17 protein-coding genes are annotated in these 21,017 nt (G+C 76.3%); 10 read left to right on the top strand and 7 right to left on the bottom strand.

Annotated elements, in window-relative coordinates; translation table 11 throughout:
• Positions 1-3: 3 nt before the first annotated feature.
• The 4 genes from B9L22_RS13640 to B9L22_RS13625 are packed head-to-tail and all read right to left on the bottom strand — an operon-like array spanning position 4 to position 4,527.
• Positions 4-1,185 carry an AAA family ATPase gene (locus B9L22_RS13640; protein WP_369824836.1) on the bottom strand — a complete coding sequence of 394 codons (1,182 nt, stop codon included), beginning with the start codon at positions 1,183-1,185 and terminating at the stop codon, positions 4-6.
• Positions 1,182-2,450: a DUF4350 domain-containing protein gene (locus B9L22_RS13635; protein WP_233140118.1), complete on the bottom strand. Its 1,269-nt coding sequence runs from the start codon at positions 2,448-2,450 to the stop codon at positions 1,182-1,184. Before B9L22_RS13635 ends, B9L22_RS13640 begins: the two co-directional genes overlap by 4 nt.
• Complete coding sequence (locus B9L22_RS13630; RefSeq protein WP_086150790.1) at positions 2,447-3,109, bottom strand: DUF4129 domain-containing protein; 663 nt, start codon at positions 3,107-3,109, stop codon at positions 2,447-2,449. Before B9L22_RS13630 ends, B9L22_RS13635 begins: the two co-directional genes overlap by 4 nt.
• Positions 3,106-4,527, bottom strand: coding sequence for a hypothetical protein (locus tag B9L22_RS13625; RefSeq protein WP_086150789.1), 1,422 nt, complete (start codon positions 4,525-4,527; stop codon positions 3,106-3,108). Before B9L22_RS13625 ends, B9L22_RS13630 begins: the two co-directional genes overlap by 4 nt.
• Before the next feature lie 205 nt (positions 4,528-4,732).
• Here B9L22_RS13625 and mtrA point away from each other — a divergent pair, with 205 nt between their 5' ends.
• The 7 genes from mtrA to secA all read left to right on the top strand — a co-directional run bounded on the left by mtrA (position 4,733) and on the right by secA (position 15,886).
• Positions 4,733-5,416: an MtrAB system response regulator MtrA gene (gene mtrA, locus B9L22_RS13620; protein WP_034655451.1), complete on the top strand. Its 684-nt coding sequence runs from the start codon at positions 4,733-4,735 to the stop codon at positions 5,414-5,416.
• Entirely contained in the window at positions 5,413-7,254 is a 1,842-nt protein-coding gene (gene mtrB, locus B9L22_RS13615) for an MtrAB system histidine kinase MtrB (RefSeq protein WP_369824835.1), read from the top strand. Before mtrA ends, mtrB begins: the two co-directional genes overlap by 4 nt.
• Complete coding sequence (locus B9L22_RS13610) at positions 7,251-9,011, top strand: LpqB family beta-propeller domain-containing protein (protein ID WP_086150788.1); 1,761 nt, start codon at positions 7,251-7,253, stop codon at positions 9,009-9,011. The genes mtrB and B9L22_RS13610 overlap by 4 nt, the downstream gene beginning before the upstream one ends.
• 145 nt (positions 9,012-9,156) lie before the next feature.
• A complete protein-coding gene (locus tag B9L22_RS13605) occupies positions 9,157-10,065 on the top strand; it encodes a ComF family protein (RefSeq protein WP_086151004.1) in 909 nt (302 codons plus the stop codon).
• A 270-nt stretch (positions 10,066-10,335) separates the two neighbouring features.
• Positions 10,336-10,989: a ribosome hibernation-promoting factor, HPF/YfiA family gene (hpf, locus tag B9L22_RS13600; RefSeq protein WP_021482087.1), complete on the top strand. Its 654-nt coding sequence runs from the start codon at positions 10,336-10,338 to the stop codon at positions 10,987-10,989.
• Between the two features lie 295 nt (positions 10,990-11,284).
• Entirely contained in the window at positions 11,285-12,529 is a 1,245-nt protein-coding gene (locus B9L22_RS13595) for a winged helix-turn-helix domain-containing protein (protein WP_085388696.1), read from the top strand.
• Between the two features lie 291 nt (positions 12,530-12,820).
• Positions 12,821-15,886: a preprotein translocase subunit SecA gene (gene secA, locus B9L22_RS13590; RefSeq protein ID WP_086150787.1), complete on the top strand. Its 3,066-nt coding sequence runs from the start codon at positions 12,821-12,823 to the stop codon at positions 15,884-15,886.
• A gap of 146 nt (positions 15,887-16,032) precedes the next feature.
• Here the strand turns inward: secA and B9L22_RS13585 are convergent, their stop codons facing one another.
• Together B9L22_RS13585 and B9L22_RS13580 are read right to left on the bottom strand one after the other, a co-directional pair.
• The gene (locus B9L22_RS13585; RefSeq protein WP_086150786.1) at positions 16,033-16,623 is read right to left on the bottom strand and encodes an Rv3235 family protein; all 591 of its coding nucleotides are present in this window, start codon (positions 16,621-16,623) and stop codon (positions 16,033-16,035) included.
• Between the two features lie 29 nt (positions 16,624-16,652).
• The gene (locus B9L22_RS13580; RefSeq protein WP_086150785.1) at positions 16,653-17,798 is read right to left on the bottom strand and encodes a LysM peptidoglycan-binding domain-containing protein; all 1,146 of its coding nucleotides are present in this window, start codon (positions 17,796-17,798) and stop codon (positions 16,653-16,655) included.
• Between the two features lie 167 nt (positions 17,799-17,965).
• Here B9L22_RS13580 and B9L22_RS13575 point away from each other — a divergent pair, with 167 nt between their 5' ends.
• A complete protein-coding gene (locus B9L22_RS13575) occupies positions 17,966-18,505 on the top strand; it encodes a hypothetical protein (RefSeq protein ID WP_086151003.1) in 540 nt (179 codons plus the stop codon).
• A gap of 92 nt (positions 18,506-18,597) precedes the next feature.
• Here B9L22_RS13575 and B9L22_RS13570 read toward each other — a convergent pair whose 3' ends face one another.
• On the bottom strand, positions 18,598-18,813 hold the full coding sequence (locus tag B9L22_RS13570) for a helix-turn-helix domain-containing protein (RefSeq protein WP_061269161.1): 216 nt from the start codon (positions 18,811-18,813) through the stop codon (positions 18,598-18,600).
• A 125-nt stretch (positions 18,814-18,938) separates the two neighbouring features.
• Here B9L22_RS13570 and B9L22_RS13565 point away from each other — a divergent pair, with 125 nt between their 5' ends.
• Together B9L22_RS13565 and B9L22_RS13560 are read left to right on the top strand one after the other, a co-directional pair.
• Entirely contained in the window at positions 18,939-19,640 is a 702-nt protein-coding gene (locus B9L22_RS13565) for a hypothetical protein (RefSeq protein WP_086150784.1), read from the top strand.
• Entirely contained in the window at positions 19,637-21,013 is a 1,377-nt protein-coding gene (locus B9L22_RS13560; protein ID WP_086150783.1) for a hypothetical protein, read from the top strand. Before B9L22_RS13565 ends, B9L22_RS13560 begins: the two co-directional genes overlap by 4 nt.
• Positions 21,014-21,017 lie beyond the last annotated feature (4 nt).

Genomic DNA, 21,017 nt, shown 5'->3' with positions numbered 1-21,017 from the left:
GCCTCAGCGGGGGACGGGGACGGACGCGAGCACGGTGTCGAGCACGCTCTCTGCCGTCACGCCCTCCAGCTCGGCCTCGGGCCGCAGCTGCACGCGGTGGCGCAGCGTGGGGTGCGCGAGGGCCTTGACGTCGTCCGGCGTCACGTAGGAGCGGCCCGAGAGCCACGCCCACGCGCGCGACGTGGCGAGCAGCGCCGTCGCACCGCGCGGGGACACGCCGAGGGACAGCGAGGGGGAGTGGCGCGTCGCGCGGCACACGTCGACGGCGTAGCCGAGCACCTCCCGCGCGACCTGGACGCGCGCGACCTCCGCGCGGGCGCGGTCGAGCACGTCGCGCCCGGCGACGGCGCGCACCCCGGCGCCCGCGAGGTCGCGCGGGTTGAAGCCGGCGGCGTGCCGCGCGAGCACCTCGACCTCCTGCTCGCGCTCCGGCAGCGGCAGCACGACCTTGAGCAGGAAGCGGTCGAGCTGCGCCTCGGGCAGCGGGTACGTGCCCTCGTACTCGACGGGGTTCTGCGTCGCGATGACGAGGAAGGGGTCGGGCAGCGGGCGCGGCGTCCCGTCGACCGAGACCTGCCGCTCCTCCATGGCCTCCAGGAGCGACGCCTGGGTCTTGGGGGGCGTGCGGTTGATCTCGTCGGCGAGCAGGAGGTTCGTGAAGACCGGGCCCTCGCGGAACGAGAACTCGGCGGTCCGCGCGTCGTACACGAGCGAGCCCGTGACGTCGCCGGGCATGAGGTCGGGCGTGAACTGCACGCGCTTCGTGCCGAGGTCGAGCGACGCGGCGAGCGTGCGCACGAGCAGCGTCTTGGCGACGCCGGGCACGCCCTCGAGCAGCACGTGGCCCTTGCAGAGCAGCGCGATGAGCAGGCTCGTCACGGCGCCGTCCTGCCCGACGACGGCCTTGCCGACCTCGCTGCGGACGGCGGCGAGCGCCTGCCGCAGCTCGGGCGACGGCGCGGGCGGGGCGTCGTGCACCGATGCGGGGGTCGGGGTCGGGGTCGGGGTCGGTGCGGCGGGCGCGTGGCCCTGGCCGTACGGCGACTGCGGGGCGGGTGCCTGCGGTCCGGGCCGGTGCGCGGGCTGGCCGGCGGCCGCGCTCACGCGGTCGGCGACGCCCGGGTCCTGGGCGGGCGGCGCGTAGCGGTCGGGCTGCGGCACGGAGCCGTCGGGGTGGTGCGTCACGAGTGGTAGACCTCGCTCTCGATCCGGTCAAGGTGACGCGCGAGCTCGAGCAGCGCCGCGTCGTCGGCGGGTGGTGGTCCGTACAGGAGCTGGGCGACCTGGTCGCCCGGCCGACCCGTCGCGCGGGCGACGGCGTCGACGACGGTGGGGGCGTCGGCCGAGCGGGGCAGGCCGAGGCGGTGCGCGAGGCGGTCGGCGGCGCTCGCGCGCAGCCCCGCGGCGGCGTGGCCGCGCGCGCCGGCGCGCCGGTAGAGGCGGCCGCGGCCGCGCGTCGTCTCGGCGGCGCGCACGATCACCGGCAGGTCCTCCGTGACGAGAGGGCCCAGCCGGCGGCCGCGCCACAGCACGACCACGAGCAGCACGACGAGCGCCTGCAGGGCGACGACGCCGAACCACGGCGGCAGGGACAGGCCGGGGGTCGTGCTCCCGTCGTCGACGAGCGACGTGTCGAACGGGTCGGGCACGAGCCACACGAGACGGTCGTGCGCGCCGAGCGTCCACAGCGCGAGCGCGGCGTTGCCGTCCTCGGTGACCGAGTCGTTGCGCAGGACGGCGGGCGTGTCCACCGCGCGCACCGTGCGCCCGTCGGCCTCGTGCACGAGGTAGGCGCCCAGGGACGGGTCGTCGGGGGAGGGGAAGCAGAGGACGGTCGCGTCGTCGAGCGCGACGAAGCCGACACCGTCGGAGCGGATCGAGCCCGCGGCCTGAGCGGCCGGGTCCGCGCAGCGCGCCGGTCGTGCCGACCCGCCGGAGCCCCAGTCGTACGCGAGCTCCGCGCCGCCGTCGGTCGCCGCGGCGAGCAGGTGGTCGGGCGGCGCGACGAGCACGAGGTCCGCGGGGGTCCCGACGAGCGCGTCCACCTGCTCGTCGAGCAGGTAGTCGCCCTGCGCGACGAGGAGCGTGCCGCCCTCCTCGGCGGCGCGCACCGCGTCGGCGACCGTGCGCACGTAGGTGACCTCGACGCCCTGGTCGCCCAGCACCTGCGCGACCGCGCGCGCCCCGGCGGGGCCCGGGTTGTCGGGTGCGAGCGGTGTGGCCGACGTCGCGGGGCGCGCGAGCGCCGTCAGCCCGGCGAGCAGCAGCAGCGCGCCGACGACGGCGACGGGCCAGCGCGCCCGGCGCCAGCGGCTGCGTGCCCGCGAGCCGGCGGTCGTGCCGTCGCCGACGACGGGCACGTAGGCGGTCGTCACGGCCCGCGGGTCGCCCGACGCGCCCGCGGAGGGCGCCGCGCCGGGCGGTACGGAGGACGCCGTCGGGGCGCTCATGCGCCGTCACCGGGCGCGGACGCGGCGAGCTCCGCACGGAGCGCGGGGCGCGTCGCGAGCGTCCGCTCGTCGAGCGCGCGCAGGAAGGCGTCCGCCTCCGGGCCCACGGTCACGGCGCCGTACGCGACGTCGTCGAACAGGTGCGCGCCGCGCTCGAGCCCGTCGGCGACGTCGGGCAGGCGCTCGCCCGCCGTCCGCGCGGCCTCCCACGCGGTCCGTCCGGGACGCGGGTCGAGGACCGCGCGCTCCTCCAGCGAGCGCACGACGCCGCGGAAGCGTTCGAGCGCGGCGGTCGCCCAGTCGGCGCGCGCCGCGGCGGCGTCGGCCGCGGCCCGCATCTCGGCCGCGGTGCGCGCGTCGTCGTCGAGCACGACCACCGAGGCCTTCGCCCGGCGCGACAGGCGCACCGGACCGGCGACCCAGTAGGCCACCGCCGCGACGAGGACGACCGCCACGACGACGACCACCGCCGTCAGCGGGCCGCCGAGGTTCAGCGTGGGCGCGCCGTCGAACAGTCCCCGGAGCCACTCGAGGAACCGCTGCAGGAGCGACGGGTCCGTGCGGTACTCCGGCCCGGCGAGCTCGCCGACGAGCCACCGCCGGGCCTCGTCGGCGCCGGGCTGCACGGGCACGTCGGCCGCGAGCGACCGCACGGTCATGCGGGCGGCTGCTCGCTCGCCGCCGCGGCGAGCTCGACGTCCAGGCCCTCGCGGCGCATGCGCACGTCGATGTAGAGCAGGGCGACGATGCAGCCCAGGAAGACCGAGGTGAGGATCATCGAGAGCGCGACGCCGATCGCCTGCACGAGGTGGTACAGGAAGGTCTGGCCCGCCATGAGCAGGAACGACGCGGCGAGGCTCGCGGGGTAGGCGACGATGCCGGAGACGAAGCTCATCGCCACGAGGGCGAGCAGGTAGATGCCGAACAGGCGCCAGAAGCTGCCGCGGGTGAGCAGCCACGCCCGCTTGACGGTCTGCCAGAACGGCTGCCCCTCCAGCGCCAGGGCGGGAGGCACGAGGCCGGTCCGCGTCCCGACCCAGACGAGGAGCACGGGCCAGGCGAGCAGGGCGACGACGATGAGGAACGCGCCGAGCCCCTCGGAGACCGCGAAGCCCGCGACGACGAGGAGCGTGGCCAGGCCGAGCGCCACGGACGCGGCCAGGCCGGTCAGCAGGGGGAACGCGATGAGGAACCACGTGCGCCGTCCGACCTGGGACCAGACCTCGCCGACGCCGGCCTTGCGCCCGATCGCGGACTGGCCGACGGAGACCGTGAGGAGACCCGCGATGATCGGCGCGGCGAAGAACGTGGTCACCTGGATGCCGAGGGAGCTCGCGAGCGTCGTGGCGAAGCTCTCGTCGAAGCCGGGGAAGGTGGCCTCGTCCAGCACGACGTCGAAGTACTGGGCGACGTAGCCGGAGAACGCCCAGCCGAGGAAGGTGCCGAGCAGCGTCGCCACCACGACGACGAGCGCGCTCATGCCGAGCACGACCCGGGGGTTGTGGCGGATCGCGCCGAACGCGCCGTCGAAGATCTCGCCGAGCGACAGCGGGCGCAGCGGGATGATGCCGGGCTTCGCCGCGGCCGGCGCGTAGGGCGCGCCCGCGAGGCCGGGCGGCGGGCCGTAGCCCGGCGCGCCGTACTGCTGCTGCCCGTACTGGCCCTGCCCGAACTGCTGCTGGCCGTACCCCGGCTGCTGGCCGTAGCCCGGCTGCTGGCCGTATCCGGGCTGGCCGTACCCCGGTTGCTGCTGGCCGTACCCCGGCTGCTGGCCGTAGCCCGCCTGGCCGTACCCCGGCTGTCCCGGAGCGGCGCCGGGCGCACCCCACGCGCCGGGTGCGGGCGGCTGGTCCGTCGGGGGATGCTGACCGGGCTCCTGGCCGGGCGCGTACTGGCCGTACCGCGGCTGGGGCGCCGACGTGCCGGGCGCACCGTAGCCGGGGGCGCCGTACGAGGGCGCGCCCCAGCCGCTCGCGTCGCCGCCCGGACCGGGCGCGGCGGGCGGCGTGGGGCCGGGGGCCGCCGTCGGGTCGGGCGTGGCACCGTCCGGCGTGCCGGAGGTGTCGGGTGTGCTCATGTGCTCGTGGTCCCCCGCGATCGGCTCGGGCGTCGGTCCAGGCCGCCGGGCGAGGATCGGCAACGGCGGCGAGGCCACCCTAGTACGCGGCCCTGCGCGGCGGCCGACCGGCTCGCGCCGCCGGGTGCGCCCCCGCCCGCGGGTTCACCCTCGCCGCGGGGCCCGGCCGCCCCGACGTCGGGCCCGTCGATGGCAAGATGTCCGCATGAAGGTTCGTGTGCTCGTGGTGGACGACGACACCGCCCTGGCCGAGATGATCGGCATCGTCCTGCGCTCCGAGGGCTTCGAACCGGTGTTCTGCGCGGACGGCGACCTCGCGCTCGAGACGTTCCGCACCACGCAGCCGGACCTGGTCCTGCTCGACCTCATGCTCCCGGGCAAGGACGGCACGGAGGTGTGCCGCCTCATCCGGGCGGAGTCGGGCGTCCCGATCATCATGCTCACCGCGAAGAGCGACACGGTCGACGTCGTGCTCGGCCTCGAGTCGGGTGCCGACGACTACATCTCCAAGCCGTTCAAGCCCAAGGAGCTCGTCGCCCGCATCCGGGCGCGCCTGCGCCGCACGGAGGAGCCCGCCCCCGAGCACCTGTCCATCGGCGACGTCGAGATCGACGTCACGGGGCACCGCGTGTCGCGCGGCGGCGAGCAGGTGTCCCTGACCCCGCTCGAGTTCGACCTCCTCGTCGCGCTGGCGCGCAAGCCGTGGCAGGTCTTCACGCGCGAGGTGCTCCTCGAGAAGGTCTGGGGCTACCGGCACGCGGCGGACACGCGGCTCGTCAACGTCCACGTGCAGCGCCTGCGCTCGAAGATCGAGCACGACCCGGAGAACCCGGAGATCGTCCTCACCGTGCGCGGCGTCGGCTACAAGGCGGGCGCGACCCGCACGTGAGCACGACGGCCGGCTCCGCCGACGGGCGCGGGCGAGGGCTCTGGCGCCGCGTCCGGCGCCGGGCGCGCGCGACCGTCCGCCGGGTGGTGTGGCGCTGGCGCTCGTCGATGCAGCTGCGCGTCGTCACGTCGGCGCTCGTCGTCGGCGTGCTGACCGTCGGGGCGCTCGGCGCCTACCTCACCGACGCCATGCGCGACGGCCTCTACGAGCGGCGTGCCGCCGAGCTCGACCAGGAGAGCGCCCAGTCCACGCAGCAGGCGCGCCGCACGCTCGACGCGTCGCCCGCGTCGACGCCGACCGAGGCCCAGTCGCTCCTCTTCGACCTCTTCTCCATGCTCCAGACCACCGGGTCGTCGCGCGACGTCTTCCTCTGGCAGTCCGGCGGGTCGGGCACGGTCGGCTTCCTCGACCAGTCGACCGACCAGCAGCTCGACGGCCTCGTGTCGCCCGAGATGCGCGCGGCGACCGTCGCGGCGGACGGCGAGCAGTACCTCCAGTCCGTGGCGATCCCGGTCGACCCGGCGCACCCGGAGTCGTCGGGGGTGGTGCCCGGCATCGTCGTGGGCTCGACCGTCGAGGTGCCGGTCGCGGGCACGTACGAGCTCTACTACCTCTACGACCTCGAGGCCGACCAGGAGACGCTGCGCTTCCTCCAGTCGGTCCTGCTCGTGGGGGCCCTCGTGCTGCTCGCCCTGCTCGTCGGGATCACGGCGCTCGTCACGCGCCAGGCGGTGCTCCCGGTGCGCCAGGCCGCGAGCGTCGCGGAGCGGCTCGCGGACGGCCGCCTCGACGAGCGGCTCCCGGTCAAGGGCCACGACGAGATGGCGTCCCTCGCGCACTCGTTCAACGAGATGGCGCAGAGCCTCCAGGAGCAGATCGGGCGCATGGAGGAGCTGTCGATGCTCCAGCGCCGGTTCGTCTCCGACGTGTCCCACGAGCTGCGCACGCCGCTCACCACGATCCGCATGGCCTCCGAGGTGCTGCACGCGTCGCGCGAGGACTTCGACCCGGTCTCGCGACGCTCGACCGAGCTCCTGCAGGCCCAGCTCGACCGGTTCGAGGACCTGCTCGCCGACCTGCTCGAGATCAGCCGGTTCGACGCCGGCGCCGCGGTCCTCGACGCCGAGCGGCGCGACCTGCGCGACGTGGTGAACGCCGCCGTCGACCACGCCGCCCCGCTCGCCGAGCGCAAGGGCGTGTGGCTGTCGGTCCACCTCGGCGACGAGCCCGTCACGGCCGACATCGACCCGCGGCGGGTCGAGCGCATCGTGCGCAACCTCGTCGTCAACGCGATCGAGCACGCCGAGGAGCGGCCGGTCGAGATCACGGTCGACGGCGACGGGCACGCCGTCGCGGTGACGGTCCGCGACCACGGGGTCGGGATGACGACCGACGAGGTCCAGCACGTGTTCGACCGCTTCTGGCGTGCGGACCCCGCTCGCGCCCGCACGACCGGCGGCACGGGCCTCGGGCTCGCGATCTCCCTGGAGGACGCGCACCTGCACGGCGGGTGGCTCGAGGCGTGGGGCCGCCCCGGCCGGGGCGCGAGCTTCCGGCTCACGCTCCCGCGGCGCGCCGGGATCCGGCTCCAGTCGTCCCCCCTGCCGCTCGTCTCCGAGGCGGCCGCCGGCCGCGGGCTGCCCGCGGAGTGGAGCGTGCGGACGCCGGTCGTCGAGGACGTCGAAGGGACGGCGGGCCCCGCCGACCTGCCGTCGGTCACGGGCGGCATCCCCGTCGTCATCCCGCGCGACCACGCGCCCCAGCCCGGCCGGGCGACGGTGCCCGGCTCCGGCGGCGGTCCGGCCGCCGGCCCCGACGACGTCCAGGAGGGGCGATGACCACGACGGGGACCGTGCGGCGTCCGACCGCGGGGCAGGCGGACCTGCGGCGCCGGGTCGGGCGCGCGCTCGCGGCCGGGCTCGCGGCCGTGGGGGTCGCCGCCCTCGCGGCGTGCGCCTCGATCCCCACGTCCGGGCCCGTCGTCGAGGGCGAGGCGACGCCGGAGGACCCGGGCCAGCCGTTCGTCAGCGCCGCCTCGCCCCGCCGCGACGCCTCGCCGGACCAGATCGTCCGCGGCTTCCTGGCCGCCCAGGCCCAGGGCGCGCGCGGCTCGTTCGACGTCGCGTCCGAGTTCCTCACGCGCGACGCGCAGGACGACTGGTCGCCCGTCTCCCAGGTCGCGATCCTCGAGGACGTGCCGCAGCTCGACGTCGACGAGGCCGCGATCGAGGGCGGCACGACGACGGTCCGCGCCACCGCCGACGTCGTGGGCACCGTGGACGAGCGCGGCGTCTACACGGAGCAGGCGCCCGGCCGGACCACCGAGGTCTCCTACGGCCTCGTCCGCGACGCCGACGACCAGTGGCGCATCGACGTGGTCGACGACGGGCTGACGATCACGGCCACGAACTTCGCGCGCACCTTCAAGCAGGCCAACCTCTACTTCCCGACCCTCGACCGGGCCTACCTCGTGCCCGACGCCCGCTGGTTCCCGAGCCGGAACTGGCAGGCGCTCGCGGTCCGCGAGACGCTGCGCGGACCGGCGGACTGGCTCGCGGGGTCCGTCGCGACGGTCGCGCCCGAGGGCACCTCGCTGAGCATCGACTCCGTGCCGCCGGTGGAGGGCAGGGTCGCGGTGCCCCTCACCGACCCGGTGACCGCGGCGTCGCCGGCCGACCGCGCGATGCTCATCGCGCAGCTCCAGGCCTCGCTCGGCGTGCCCGTCGACATCACGGTGGGCGTCGGCGGCTCGGAGCTCTCGGCCGACGACGTCCCGACCATCGGCGTCGCCACCACGCCCGACGAGCCGGTCGTGCTCTCGGGCGACCAGGTCATGAGCCTGGAGGGGCGCACGACGCGGGCGGTGACGTCGGCCGCCCCGCTCGCCGGGCTCCAGCCCACCGCGCTCGCCTTCCGCGGCCGGGCCGACGACGCCACGTACGTCGTGCGGGACGGCGCTGGGCGGCTCGTCACGGCGCCGACGGCCGAGGCCGGGCCCGTCACGCTCCTCACCGGGACGAGCCTCGTCGCGCCGTCGATCGACCGGTTCCAGTACGTGTGGAGCGGCCCGCAGGTGCAGGCAGGGTCGTTGCAGGTCGTGGACCTGCGGGAGGCCGGCAGCGACGCGGCGGTCTCCGAGGTGGCCGCGCCGTGGCTCGACGGGCGCACCGTGATGTCGCTGCGGGTCGCGCCCGACGGCGCCCGGGTGGCCGTCGTCAGCGACTCGGGCTCCGGGGCGCAGGTCCACGTCGCGGGCATCGTCCGCGACGAGACCGGCCGGCCGACCCAGCTCTCCGCACCGGTCCGGGTCGGGCAGCCGATCGCCGCCGCGACGCAGGTGACCTGGGTCGACCGCGCGCTCCTCGGGGTGCTCGGCCGGGCGTCCGGCGAGTCCGAGGTCGTCGTCCAGCGGGTGCCCGTCGGGGGACCGACGGTGGCCGCCTCGCCCGTCGAGGGCGCCGTCTCGCTCGCGTCGGCCACGGGCGTCGGGACGACGCTCGTCGGGACGAGCGACAGCAGCCTGTACGCCGCGGGCACGTCGAGCCTCTGGACCAAGATCGCCACCGAGGTCCGGCTGCCCACGTACCCCGGCTGAGACGCCGCGCGCCCGGCGGCGCGCGGCGCGCCGGGCGACCACAGGCTCCCGGACGGCGCGGGTCGGGAGCCCGCGGTGCGCGCGTCGTCCACAGGTGGCCGGTCCGCCGGTGCCGGACGCTCGCGCCACCGGGCACGCTGGCCCGGTGCTCCTCTCCGCCCTCGACGACGTCGCTCGCCTCGTCCTGCCCGTCGCGTGCCCCGGCTGCGACGCGTCCGACGTCCGGTGGTGCGAACCCTGCCTCGCGCCGCTGCGCGCCCCGCTCCGGCGGCGCGAACGTGGGGCGCCCCGCCTCGACCGGCTCGACGGCGTCGCGCCCCTGCCGGTGTGGGCGCCGGCGGCGTACACGGGGCCCGTGCGCGGCGTCGTCGTCGCCTGGAAGGACCGCGGTAGGGCGGACCTCGACCGGCCGCTCTCGGACGCCGCGTGGCGCGCGGGCACCGCGCTGGGGCCGGTGCTCGGAGCCGTGCTCGGGCCGGGGCGCGGCCCCGCGCACGGTCCCGCGCTCGGGTCTGGGGTCGGGGCGGTCCCGGGGGAGGGCCCCCGGGGGTGCCCGGTGCTCGTCGTCCCGGCACCGACGACGCGGGCCGCGCGTCGCGCCCGCGGGCGCGACCCCGTCGCCCTGCTCGCGCGTGCGGTCGCCGCCGGCCTCGACACCTCGGGGACCCCCGCCCGGAGCGCCGCGCTCCTCGTGCACCGCGGGCGCGCCCGAGACCAGGTCGGGCTCGGCTCGCGGGCGCGCGGGGCCCGTCTCGGCACGGTCGCCGTCGCCCCCGGGAAACTCCTCGGGGCCGGTGCCGGAGGGCTCGTCCGACCGCTCGTCGGACCGGCCGCCGCAGCGCGCCGGGGACCGCCCGGGCGGCGCCCGTCGACCGGCGCGCCGGCACCGGTCGTGGCGTGCCTCCTCGTCGACGACGTCGTCACCACGGGAGCGACGCTCGCCGCGTGCGAGAGGGCTCTGACCAGCGCGGGCGCTCTCGTGCTGGGCGCCGTCGCGCTCGCCGCGACCCCGTCGCCGGGCGAACGACGGCGGTCCGCCGGGCAGCCTCCGTGAGGTCCGCGCCGCGGGGGCCGAAGGTCCCCTCGTTCACCTCCCGTTGGTGCTGCCGACACCCCGGACCGGGGGTTAGGCTGAGGGCCAGTCGCCGCGGACGACGGACGTGCAGGACACGTGCGCCGCCGCGCGAGCGTACCGAGCGCGCGGCCCTGCGCCGCAAGGAGGTGGTAGCCCACCGCACCCGGCAGCGGGTGCTCCTACCGAATCCGAACGAGGCGCCCGGACGCACCGGGCCGGGCGTCGCACTAGATCCTCGCGGAGGCTCACATGGAGATCGTCGTCGTCGGCAGGCACACGGAAGTGGCAGACCGCTTCCGCCGGCACGTGGAGGACAAGCTCGCCAAGGTCCAGCAGCTCGCGCCCACGGCGCAGCGCGTGGACGTCGAGGTCACCCACGAGAACAACCCGAGGCTCTCGGGGGTCCGCGAACGAGTCGAGCTCACCGTGCGGGCCAAGGGACCCGTCGTCCGCGCCGAGGCCGCGGCCGACGACCGGTTCGGCGCCCTCGACCTCGCGATGGACAAGCTCGCGGAGCGGCTGCGCCGCGCCCGCGACCGTCGCAAGGACCACCGCAACCACACCGTCGTGCCGCCCGTCGACGTGCGTCCCTACGACCCGGCCACGCACGAGGCACCCCCGCCGCCGGCGCCGACCGCGCCGACCGCGCCCGGGGAGGCCGTCGAGACGACGCTCGGCGACTCGCCCGTCGTCATCCGGCAGAAGCTGCACACCGCGGAGCCCATGACGGTGGACGACGCGCTGTACGAGATGGAGATGGTCGGCCACGACTTCTTCCTCTTCGTCGACATCGAGACGTCGCGCCCGTCCGTCGCCTACCGCCGCCGCGGCTGGACGTACGGCGTCGTCGCGCTCGACACGTCCTGCGACTGCGCCGACGCCTCGGTCGAGAAGAGCGCCTGACCGCACCCGACGCGCCCGGACCCTCGAGGGTCCGGGCGCGTCGTGCTGTCCGGACCCGTCGTCCGCTGACCGACCCCGCCGCCCGCTGCCCACCGTCCGCCGCCCGCCGCCCGCCGCCCGCCGCCCGCCGCCGACCAGGCGATCCCGGTCGGCCGAGCAGGTGGTCGTGGCGGGTCCGGCGGCCGGGACGCGCCGGGACCGCCTGCTCGGCGGGGGCGGGTGGGCGGCGGGTGGGCGTGTGGGTGGGGGAGGGCAGGATCGGGGGGTGGTCGCCACGCCGTCGAGGTCCGAGTCGATGTCCCTGTCCCAGGCGCGCCGTGTCGCGCTCGCCGCGCAAGGGCTGCACCGGGAGCGCCCCGACGTCGGCGCGCGTGCCGGGTCCGGGGGCCGTGCACCGACGATGCGGCAGGTCCAGGGCGTCATCGACCGCCTGGGACTCCTCCAGATCGACTCGGTCAACGTGCTCGCGCGGGCGCACCTCATGCCGCTGTACGCGCGGCTCGGCCCGTACGACACGGCGCTGCTCGACCGCGCGGCGGGCCGTGCGCCGCGTCGGCTCGTGGAGACGTGGGCGCACGTCGCGTCCTACGTGCCGCCCAGCACGTGGCCGCTGCTCGAGTGGCGCCGACGGCGGTACCGCACGGAGGCGTGGGGCACGATCAGCGCGGTCGAGATGAGCCACTCCGAGGCGGTCCAGGACGTGCGGCGGCTCGTCACGGAGCGCGGCCCGATCACCGCGAGCGAGGTGCACGAGATCCTCGAGGCCGAGGGGCGGGCGCACCCGCGCGACCGCTCGCAGTGGGGGTGGAACTGGACGGTCGCGAAGCGCGCGCTCGAGTTCCTCTTCTTCACGGGGGAGATCACGTCCGCGCGGCGCAACGGCGCGTTCGAGCGCTGCTACGACCTCACGGAGCGCGTGCTCCCGCCGGAGGTCGTCGCGGCGCCGCCGGTCGCGGACGCCGACGCCGTCCGGGCGCTGCTGGAGATCGGCGCCCGCGCGCACGGGGTCGGGACGCTGCGCTGCTTCCGCGACTACTTCCGGCTCAAGGGGCCCGCGGTGCGGACGGCGCTCGACGAGCTCGTCGAGGCGGGGACCCTGCGCCCGGTGACCGTGCGGGGGTGGGACGAGCCGACCTACCTGCACGCGGACGCGGCGCTCCCGCGGCGCGCGACGGGGACGACGCTGCTCAACCCGTTCGACCCGCTCGTGTTCGAGCGGACCCGCCTCGAGCGGCTGTTCGACGTGCACTACCGGATCGAGATCTACGTGCCCGCGGCGAAGCGGGTCCACGGCTACTACGTCCTGCCCTTCCTCGAGGGCGAGGCGCTCACCGCGCGCGTCGACCTCAAGGCCGACCGTCGGGCCGGGGTGCTGCGCGTGCAGTCGGCGCACCGCGAGCAGGCGGCCGGGCCGCAGACGGCGGCGCGCCTCGCCGCCGAGCTGCACGTGCTGGGCCGCTGGCTGGGGGTGCCGGAGGTCGACGTCGCCCCGGCGGGGGACCTGGCGCCCGCGCTCGCCGCCGAGGTCGCGGCGCACTGACGTCGTCGCGGCCGTTCCCGTCGCTGCCGTCGCCGTCGCGGTCGTCCCGACCGTCGCTTCGGCGGTGGACGAGGCGCCCGGCCTGGGTGGCCCTCGCCGTAGGCTGGCGGACGACGTCGCGGGGGAGAGGTTCGTCGTCGGCGAAACCCGGACGGGACCGGCGCGGCCCCGACTCCCCTACGATGTTGTGTGACGTTGCCGACGTCCGCTGCCGTGCGCGCCCGCGCGGCAGAGCGTCGGCTCTGCTCCCGGACCACCCGGCCCGGGCACCGATCGATACGGGAGTCCTGCGTGCCTTCGATCCTCGACAAGGTCCTTCGCATCGGCGAGGGCCGGATCCTCAAGAAGCTGTCCGGCATCGCCGACCAGGTGAACAAGCTCGAGCCCGGCTTCGAGGATCTCACCGACGAGGAGCTGCGGGAGGAGACCGACCGCTTCAAGGCGCGCCTCGAGGCGGGCGAGACCCTCGACGACCTGCTCCCCGAGGCGTTCGCCGCAGTGCGCGAGGCGTCGCGGCGCACGCTCGGCCAGCGGCACTTCGACGTCCAGCTCATGGGCGGCGCGGCGCTGCACCTCGGCAACATCGCCGAGATGAAGACCGGTGAGGGCAAGACCCTCGTCGCGACGACGGCCGCGTACCTCAACGCGCTCGAGGGCAAGGGCGTCCACGTCGTCACGGTGAACGACTACCTGGCGAAGTACCAGTCCGAGCTCATGGGCCGCGTGTACCGCTTCCTGGGCCTGTCGACCGGCGTCATCCTGTCCGGCCAGACGCCGGCGCAGCGGCGCGAGCAGTACGCCGCCGACATCACGTACGGGACGAACAACGAGTTCGGCTTCGACTACCTGCGCGACAACATGGCGTGGTCCACGGACGACCTCGTGCAGCGCGGCCACAACTTCGCGATCGTCGACGAGGTCGACTCGATCCTCATCGACGAGGCGCGCACGCCGCTCATCATCTCGGGCCCGGCCTCGGGCGACACGAACCGCTGGTTCGGCGAGTTCGCCAAGGTCGTGCGCCGTCTCAACCCCGGGACGGACTACGAGGTCGACGAGAAGAAGCGCACGGTCGGCGTGCTCGAGCCCGGCATCGAGAAGGTCGAGGACTACCTCGGCATCGACAACCTGTACGAGTCGCTCAACACGCCGCTCATCGGGTTCCTCAACAACGCCATCAAGGCGAAGGAGCTCTTCAAGCGCGACAAGGACTACGTCGTGCTCAACGGCGAGGTCATGATCGTCGACGAGCACACGGGCCGCATCCTGCCCGGCCGCCGGTACAACGAGGGCATGCACCAGGCCATCGAGGCCAAGGAGGGCGTGCAGATCAAGGCGGAGAACCAGACGCTCGCCACGATCACGCTCCAGAACTACTTCCGCCTGTACTCCAAGCTCGCGGGCATGACCGGTACCGCCGACACCGAGGCGGCGGAGTTCCAGGGCACCTACAAGCTCGGCGTCGTGCCGATCCCGACGAACCGCCCGATGCAGCGCGTCGACCAGCCCGACCTCGTCTACAAGAACGAGGAGGGCAAGTTCGACGCCGTCGTCGCGGACATCGTCGAGCGCCACGCCCAGGGCCAGCCGGTGCTCGTCGGGACGACGAGCGTCGAGAAGTCGGAGCTCCTGTCGTCCAAGCTGAAGAAGCAGGGCGTGCCGCACGAGGTCCTCAACGCGAAGCAGCACGAGCGCGAGGCGGCGATCGTCGCGCTCGCCGGCCGCAAGGGCGCCGTGACGGTCGCGACGAACATGGCCGGCCGCGGTACGGACATCATGCTCGGCGGCAACGCCGAGTTCATGGCGGTCGCGGACCTCGCGGCGCGCGGCCTGGACGCGGCGGAGAACCCGGAGGAGTACGAGGCCGCCTGGCCCGACGCCCTGGAGAAGGCGAAGGCCGCGGTCGCCGCGGAGCACGACGAGGTCCGCGAGCTCGGCGGTCTGTACGTCCTCGGCACGGAGCGGCACGAGTCGCGCCGCATCGACAACCAGCTCCGTGGTCGCTCCGGCCGTCAGGGCGACCCGGGCGAGTCCCGGTTCTACCTGTCCATGCAGGACGACCTCATGCGCCTGTTCAACTCGACGCTCGCCGAGTCGATGATGAACCGCGCCGGGTTCCCCGACGACGTGCCGCTCGAGTCGAAGATGGTGACGCGCGGCATCGCGAGCGCGCAGGGCCAGGTCGAGTCGCGCAACTTCGAGATCCGCAAGAACGTCCTCAAGTACGACGACGTCCTGTCGCGCCAGCGCACCGTCATCTACGACGAGCGCCGCCGCGTGCTCGAGGGCGAGGACCTGCAGGAGCAGGTGCAGCACTTCCTCACCGACGTGGTCACAGCGTACGTCGAGGGCGCCACGGCCGAGGGCAACCCGGAGAGCTGGGACCTCGAGGGGCTGTGGACCGCGCTCAAGGCGGTGTTCCCCATCTCCATCACGGTGGACGAGGTCGTGGAGCAGGCCGGCGGCGAGACGCGGCTCACGAGCGAGATGCTGCTCGAGGAGATCCTCTCGGACGCCCGCATCGCCTACCAGAACCGCGAGGAGCAGCTCGGCGCGGCGAACATGCGCCAGCTCGAGCGTCGCGTGACGCTCTCGGTCCTCGACCGCAAGTGGCGCGAGCACCTCTACGAGATGGACTACCTCAAGGAGGGCATCGGGCTGCGCGCGATGGCGCAGCGCGACCCGCTGGTCGAGTACCAGCGCGAGGGCTTCCAGCTCTTCCAGGCGATGACCGAGGCCATCAAGGAGGAGACGGTCGGGTACCTCTTCAACCTCGAGGTCAAGGTCGCCGAGCCGGGCTCGGCCACGGGCCAGGCGCCGGCGATCTCCGTCGCGGGTGCGGCGCAGGCCGCGCAGTCGGCCGCGGGCCAGGCGCTCGGCGGCGCGGCGGGTGCCGCGTCGGCGGGTGCGGCGGCCGGTCTCGCGGCGGCGGCGCAGCGCGACGCGGCTCCGACGCAGGACGCGCCCGTCGACGGCGCCCCCGTCGCGGACGAGCCGGTCGAGGACGCCTCCGTGGAGGACGCGCCCGTCGAGGACGCGCCGGTCGCGCCGGAGCCGGTGGCGGCACGTGCTGCGGCCGAGGGCCCGGGCGGCGACCGCCCCGGCACGCTCATCGCGAAGGGCCTCGACGGCCCCGACCGCCAGGTCCCGCTGTCGTACACCGCCCCGAGCGAGGACGGCACGGGCCAGGCCGTCGTGTCCGGCGACGCGGGCCGACGCTCGCGCCGCGCGCTGCACGGCGAGGCGACGGCGGTCGAGAGCGACGGCCGGACCTTCCCGGGCACGCCCCGCAACGCGCAGTGCCCGTGCGGCTCCGGCAAGAAGTACAAGGTCTGCCACGGCCAGAACGAGGCCTGACCGGGTGCCCGTCCGCCGGGTGCCCTGACGACGACGGCGAGGCGTCCACCTGCGGGTGGGCGCCTCGCCGTCGTCGCGCCCAGCCAGGGAAGGGCGTCGGGGTGTCGGGTCCGGGAAGGGCGTCGTCGTGCCCGCTCCGGGAGGGGCTAGCCGATCTCGAGCGCGACCACGCGCCAGGCTCCGCGGCGCGCCTCCAGCCGCGCTGCGGCGGCGCGGACCCGGTCCCCGTCCTGGACGACGACCGTCCCCTCGGCGACGCCGTCGCCGATCCGCAGGACCCGCGCGCGGCGGACGGCGACCGGGCGGGCCGGGGTCTCGCCCGGGCCGTCGGCCACGAGCCGGGCGCGCCGGGCGAGCGCCTCGTAGATCTCCGGCGACACCCACCGCGCGAGCTGTCCGACCGTGCGCTCGCCCCGGACGACCTCGACCGCAGCCCGGACCACGGCGCAGCACAGCGCGGTCGGGTCCGGCAGCGGCACGGGCGCCGTCGGGCGCCCGAGGGGACGACCCCGCACGACGTGCTGCGGCACGCGGGCCGCCGTCGGGTCGGTCACGTCGACCGTGGCGACGGTCGGGTCGCCGAGGCAGCGGAGCAGCCGCGCCGGCGGGGCGGCCGGGACGATCGTCGAGCGGAGCGGGCGGACCGTGGCCCCGCTCGTAGGAGGGGCCGTCGGTGCGGCCGCGGGTGTCACGGTGGTGACCGGGGCGTGCGCGCCGGCCAGCAGGGGAGCGGTCATGGTGGGGCTCCTTCGAGGTCGGCGCCGGGTCAGGCGGACGGCGCGACGAGGACCTGGCCCGGCCGGACGAGGTCGGGGTCCGCGCCCACGACGTGGGCGTTCGTGGCGTACCAGCGCTCCACCGCCTCCGCGACCTGCCCGTCGGTGGACCCCGCGGGCAGGTGCCGGGCGGCGATCGACCACAGCGAGTCGCCGCGCACGACGACCACCTCCGGCGCGGTCTCCGGACTGGGCACGTCGCGCGTCACGGCCAGCGCCGCGTCGCGCTGGCGGGCGGCGTCCGACGAGGCCCCCTCCGCGGCGACCGTCGGTCCCGCGGCGCCGGAGGCCTCCGTCTCCTGGCCGACGACGCCCGCCCCGGCGCGCGCCCCTCCGGAGTCGGTGGCGTCGCCCGTACCAGCGCTCTCCGCGCTCGTCGACGGCGTCGCGCCGGTCGCCGCGGAGGTGGCACCGTGCGAGCGGTGGGGGTCCTGCGACGTGCCGGCGTCCCCCGGCACCCCGGAGGGCGGCACCGAAGGCGCCGGCACGGACGACGGCGGCACCGAAGACGGCGGCACCGAGGTGACCGGCGCGGGCTGGCCCGGCGCGGCGTCCGCCCGGGTGCTCGACGGACCGTCGGAACCCGCCGTGGAGCCGTCCGCCGTGGCGGACGGGGCGCCGGGGGTCGTCCGGGACGTCGAAGCGGCGCTCTCCGACGCGCCGTTCCCCGACACCGTGCCCTCGCCCCCGGCGACGGCACCGCTGGGTCGCCACCCGAGATCGACGGCGACGACGCCCGGGTCGTCCGCCGGGGCCGCCGCGTGCGCCGTCCCGTCGGCGACGAGCAGGCCCGCGCCGACGGTGGCGCCGACGGCGGCGCGCGCCGCGTGCCGGACGACGGCCGGCGCCGCGCGGCGCAGGAGGCGTTCTCCCGTCGTCCAGGACCGCCCGGCGGCACCGGCAGCCACGCAGGCCAGCGCGACGAGCGCGCTGAGCGCGACCCAGAGTGCGGCCAGCGCGCCGACCGACACCGCGCCGAGCTCCACCCAGGGCTCGACGCGGTGCGTCGGGAGCACGTCGACGAGGTGCAGCGCCCGGAGCGACAGGACGGTCGTCGCGCCGCCCAGGACGAGGACGAGCGCGAGGAGGACGAGCAGACCCCCGGCTCGTCGGGATGCAGCAGTACCCCGGTCCATCGTTGCCCCCTGCCTGCCGTCGCGCACTCGACAGCCTTTGATGTCATTTGGTGTCGTTTGATGACGACACGTCGATCTAAGCGTGCAGGATCGACGCCTGTCCAGGCCCGTCCCGTGATGTGGACGACCGAGGGTCGGGTGCGGTGGCACCCCGCTACGGTGTGCCGATGCGATGGGACGCCCTGTTCGACGACCTCGCGGCGCAGCTCGCCGCGGCGGAGTCGCAGGACCGCGTCGCCGCGGTCGCCGACCTCACCCGGGCGGAGCACGCGACGGTGCTCCTCACCGAGCGGCTGCGCGCCGCGCCGGGGCCCGTGACGCTCGAGCTCCGCGACGCGTCGGCGGTGACCGGCGAGGTGCGGGAGGTCGCGCAGGAGTGGGCGCTGGTCGTCGACGGGCGCCGGCAGCACCTCGTCCCGCTGGACGCCGTGGTCGCGGTGCGAGGTCTCGGGCGGCACGCCGACCCGCCGCGCTCGTCCCGGTCGGCGGCGCTCGGCCTCGGGCACGCGCTGCGCGCGCTCCAGCGGGACCGGAGACCGGTCCAGGTGCGGACGGCCGCCGGGTCCTACTCCGGGTGGGTCGCCCGGGTGGGGAAGGACCATCTCGACCTCGAGCCGTCGCCCGGCAGCACTCACGGCGCGCGGGTGGTCCGCTGGTCGGCCGTCGTGTGCGTCAGCGAGGCGGAGACGGGGTACGTACCGAGGTGAGCGCGCGGCAGGGGGAGCCGGGGGAGCGGGGACGCCGTCGCACGACGGCGTGGGGACGCGGCACGGGTCGGCGGAGGCGCGACGGCGTGCCGTCAGCCGTCGAAGTCGCCCGCCTCGATGCGCTGGCGCGTCTGCGCGTACATGCGCTGGATGTACGCCTCGAGCTCGCTCACCTCGACCCGCCACTGACCACGACCGCCCACCTGGATCGCGGGCAGCTCTCCCGACCGGACGAGCGCGTAGGCCTGCGCCGCCGAGATGTTGAGCTCGTCCGTGACGTCGGCGAGGGTGAGGAACCGCTGGGGCATGGCGTCAGTCTGGCACGCGCACGCCCCGTCGAGGTGCTCGTCCACAGGCCCTGCCACGCGCCCCGCCGACCGGGGATCATGAAGCCGCGGCACGGGCGACGTGCCGACCACCGAGGGGGAGATGGATGACGACGACCGTGGAACGACCCGTCCCGGGGGCCGCGACGCCCCCGCCCGCCGCGCGGCTGCGGCGGCCGGGCTGGAAGGACCCACGGCTCCTCGTGGGGGTCGTCGTGGTGGCGTTGTCCGTCGCGCTGGGGTCCTGGGCCGTGAGCAGCGCGAGCCGCACGGTCGCGGTGTACGCGGCCGGGACGCCGCTGACGCCCGGCACCACCGTCGGTGCGGCCGAGCTGCGCACGGTCGAGGTGCGGCTCGGCGCGCAGACCGACCGCTACCTGCTCGTCGAGGACGGGCTCCCGGACGAGGCGGTCGTCCTGCGGACGGTGGCCGCGGGCGAGCTCGTCCCGGCGACGGCGCTCGGCGCCGCCACCGACCTCGCGGTGCGGGCGGTCGCGGTGCCCGTGACGTCGGGCCTCTCGGAGCGGATCGTGGCCGGCGCCGACGTCGACCTCTGGCACGTCCCGGAGGCCGCCGCCGCACCGTCCCCGGACGTCGCGCAGGACGCCCCGGACGGACCGGGCGCCGTGCCGGAGATGCTCGTCGGCGGCGTCACGGTCGCCCAGGTCGACGAGGGCGAGGGCACGCTCGTGGTCGGCGGGCCGACGACGGTGCACCTGCTCGTCGAGGTCGACGACCTCCCCGCCGTGCTCGCCGCCGTCGCGGGGGAGGGGACCCTCGCGCTCGTCCCGGTCGGCGGTGCGGGGTGAGCGGCGCGACCACGGTCACGACGGTCCTGTGCGCGGTCCGCGGGGCGCGCGAGGCGGAGGTCGTCACGACGCTCGACGCGTCGGGGCTGCGGGTGACGCGGCGCTGCGCGGACGTCGTCGAGCTGCTCGCTGCGGCGGCCGCGGGGGCCGGGCGGGTCGCCGTCGTCTCGCACGACCTCCCGGCGCTGGACCGGCAGGCCGTGGCCGACCTGCACGCGCACGACGTCCGGGTCGTCGCGCTCGCCCCCGGGGGCACGTGGGAGGAGGACCGGCTGCGGGCCCACGGGGTGGACACCGTGGTGGACGTGGACCGGTCCCCGGGCACCCTGTGCGACGCCGTCCGGGCGGTCGTGCCGGCGCGCACCGCGCACGCGGGCCCGCCCGGAGCGCCCGCCCGCGTCCCGGCGCCCGTGCCGGCCGACGGCGAGGGCGACCGGCGCGACGGCCGGACCGTCGCCGTCTGGGGCCCGACCGGGGCGCCGGGCCGCACGACCGTCGCGACGAACCTCGCGGTCGAGCTCGCGGGCCCGGCACCCGCGGGGCGGCCCCGGGGTCGCCGCGCCGCACGCCGCGCGCGAGAGGTCGACGCGGCTGCCACGGCTGCCGTCGGGCCTCCGGCCGAGGTGCTGCTCGTCGACGCGGACACGTACGGCGGGACGGTCGCGCAGCGCCTCGGGCTGCTCGACGAGTCCCCGGGGCTCGCTGCCGCGGCCCGCAGCGCCGGTCAGGGCGTGCTCGACGCCGCGGGCCTCCGCGCGCTGGCCCCGGTGCTCGTGCCCCGCGTCCGCGTCCTCACGGGCCTCGCCCGGGCGGCGCGCTGGCCCGAGCTGCCGGGCCCGTCGCTCGACGCGGTGTGGCAGGTGGCGCGGTCGGTCGCGGACTGGACCGTCGTCGACTGCGGCTTCGGCATCGAGCAGGACGAGCTGCTCAGCTACGACACCCGGGCCCCGCAGCGCCACGACGCGACGCTCAGCGCGCTGGGCGACGCGGACGTGGTCGTGGTCGTGGGCGGCGGGGACCCGGTCGGGCTCCAGCGCCTCGTCCGCGCGCTCGACGAGCTGGGAGACTCCGGGGCGGCGGCCGCCGCGGCCCGGGTCGTCGTCGTGAACCGGGTGCGGGCGAGCGTCGTCGGGCCACGGCCCGAGCGCGCGGTGCGCGACGCGATGACGCGGTACGCCGGTGTCGAGGACCTGCACGTCGTCCCGGAGGACACCGCCGTCGACGTGGCGCTCCGGGAGGGGAGGACGCTCGGCGAGACCGCCCCGGCGAGCCCTGCCCGGCACGCGTTGGCCCGGCTCGCGGAGGCAGTGCGGGAGGCCGCCCCGTCCGGGCGTGGTGCGGCGCCCGGTCCGGTGCTCGAGGCGGCACACTGAACCC

This window comes from Cellulosimicrobium sp. KWT-B (assembly GCF_002127155.1).
In the GTDB taxonomy this organism is placed as follows: domain Bacteria; phylum Actinomycetota; class Actinomycetes; order Actinomycetales; family Cellulomonadaceae; genus Cellulosimicrobium; species Cellulosimicrobium funkei.
This window is presented reverse-complemented; position numbering and strand designations above follow the sequence as displayed.

Coding starts and splice junctions, on each gene's coding strand:
- B9L22_RS13635 (WP_233140118.1), bottom strand. CDS start 2,450: ATGAGCGCCCCGACGGCGTCCTCCGTACCGCCCGGCGCGGCGCCCTCC.
- B9L22_RS13630 (WP_086150790.1), bottom strand. CDS start 3,109: ATGACCGTGCGGTCGCTCGCGGCCGACGTGCCCGTGCAGCCCGGCGCC.
- B9L22_RS13625 (WP_086150789.1), bottom strand. CDS start 4,527: ATGAGCACACCCGACACCTCCGGCACGCCGGACGGTGCCACGCCCGAC.
- mtrA (WP_034655451.1), top strand. CDS start 4,733: ATGAAGGTTCGTGTGCTCGTGGTGGACGACGACACCGCCCTGGCCGAG.
- B9L22_RS13610 (WP_086150788.1), top strand. CDS start 7,251: ATGACCACGACGGGGACCGTGCGGCGTCCGACCGCGGGGCAGGCGGAC.
- hpf (WP_021482087.1), top strand. CDS start 10,336: ATGGAGATCGTCGTCGTCGGCAGGCACACGGAAGTGGCAGACCGCTTC.
- B9L22_RS13595 (WP_085388696.1), top strand. CDS start 11,285: ATGTCCCTGTCCCAGGCGCGCCGTGTCGCGCTCGCCGCGCAAGGGCTG.
- B9L22_RS13585 (WP_086150786.1), bottom strand. CDS start 16,623: ATGACCGCTCCCCTGCTGGCCGGCGCGCACGCCCCGGTCACCACCGTG.
- B9L22_RS13580 (WP_086150785.1), bottom strand. CDS start 17,798: ATGGACCGGGGTACTGCTGCATCCCGACGAGCCGGGGGTCTGCTCGTC.
- B9L22_RS13575 (WP_086151003.1), top strand. CDS start 17,966: ATGCGATGGGACGCCCTGTTCGACGACCTCGCGGCGCAGCTCGCCGCG.
- B9L22_RS13570 (WP_061269161.1), bottom strand. CDS start 18,813: ATGCCCCAGCGGTTCCTCACCCTCGCCGACGTCACGGACGAGCTCAAC.
- B9L22_RS13565 (WP_086150784.1), top strand. CDS start 18,939: ATGACGACGACCGTGGAACGACCCGTCCCGGGGGCCGCGACGCCCCCG.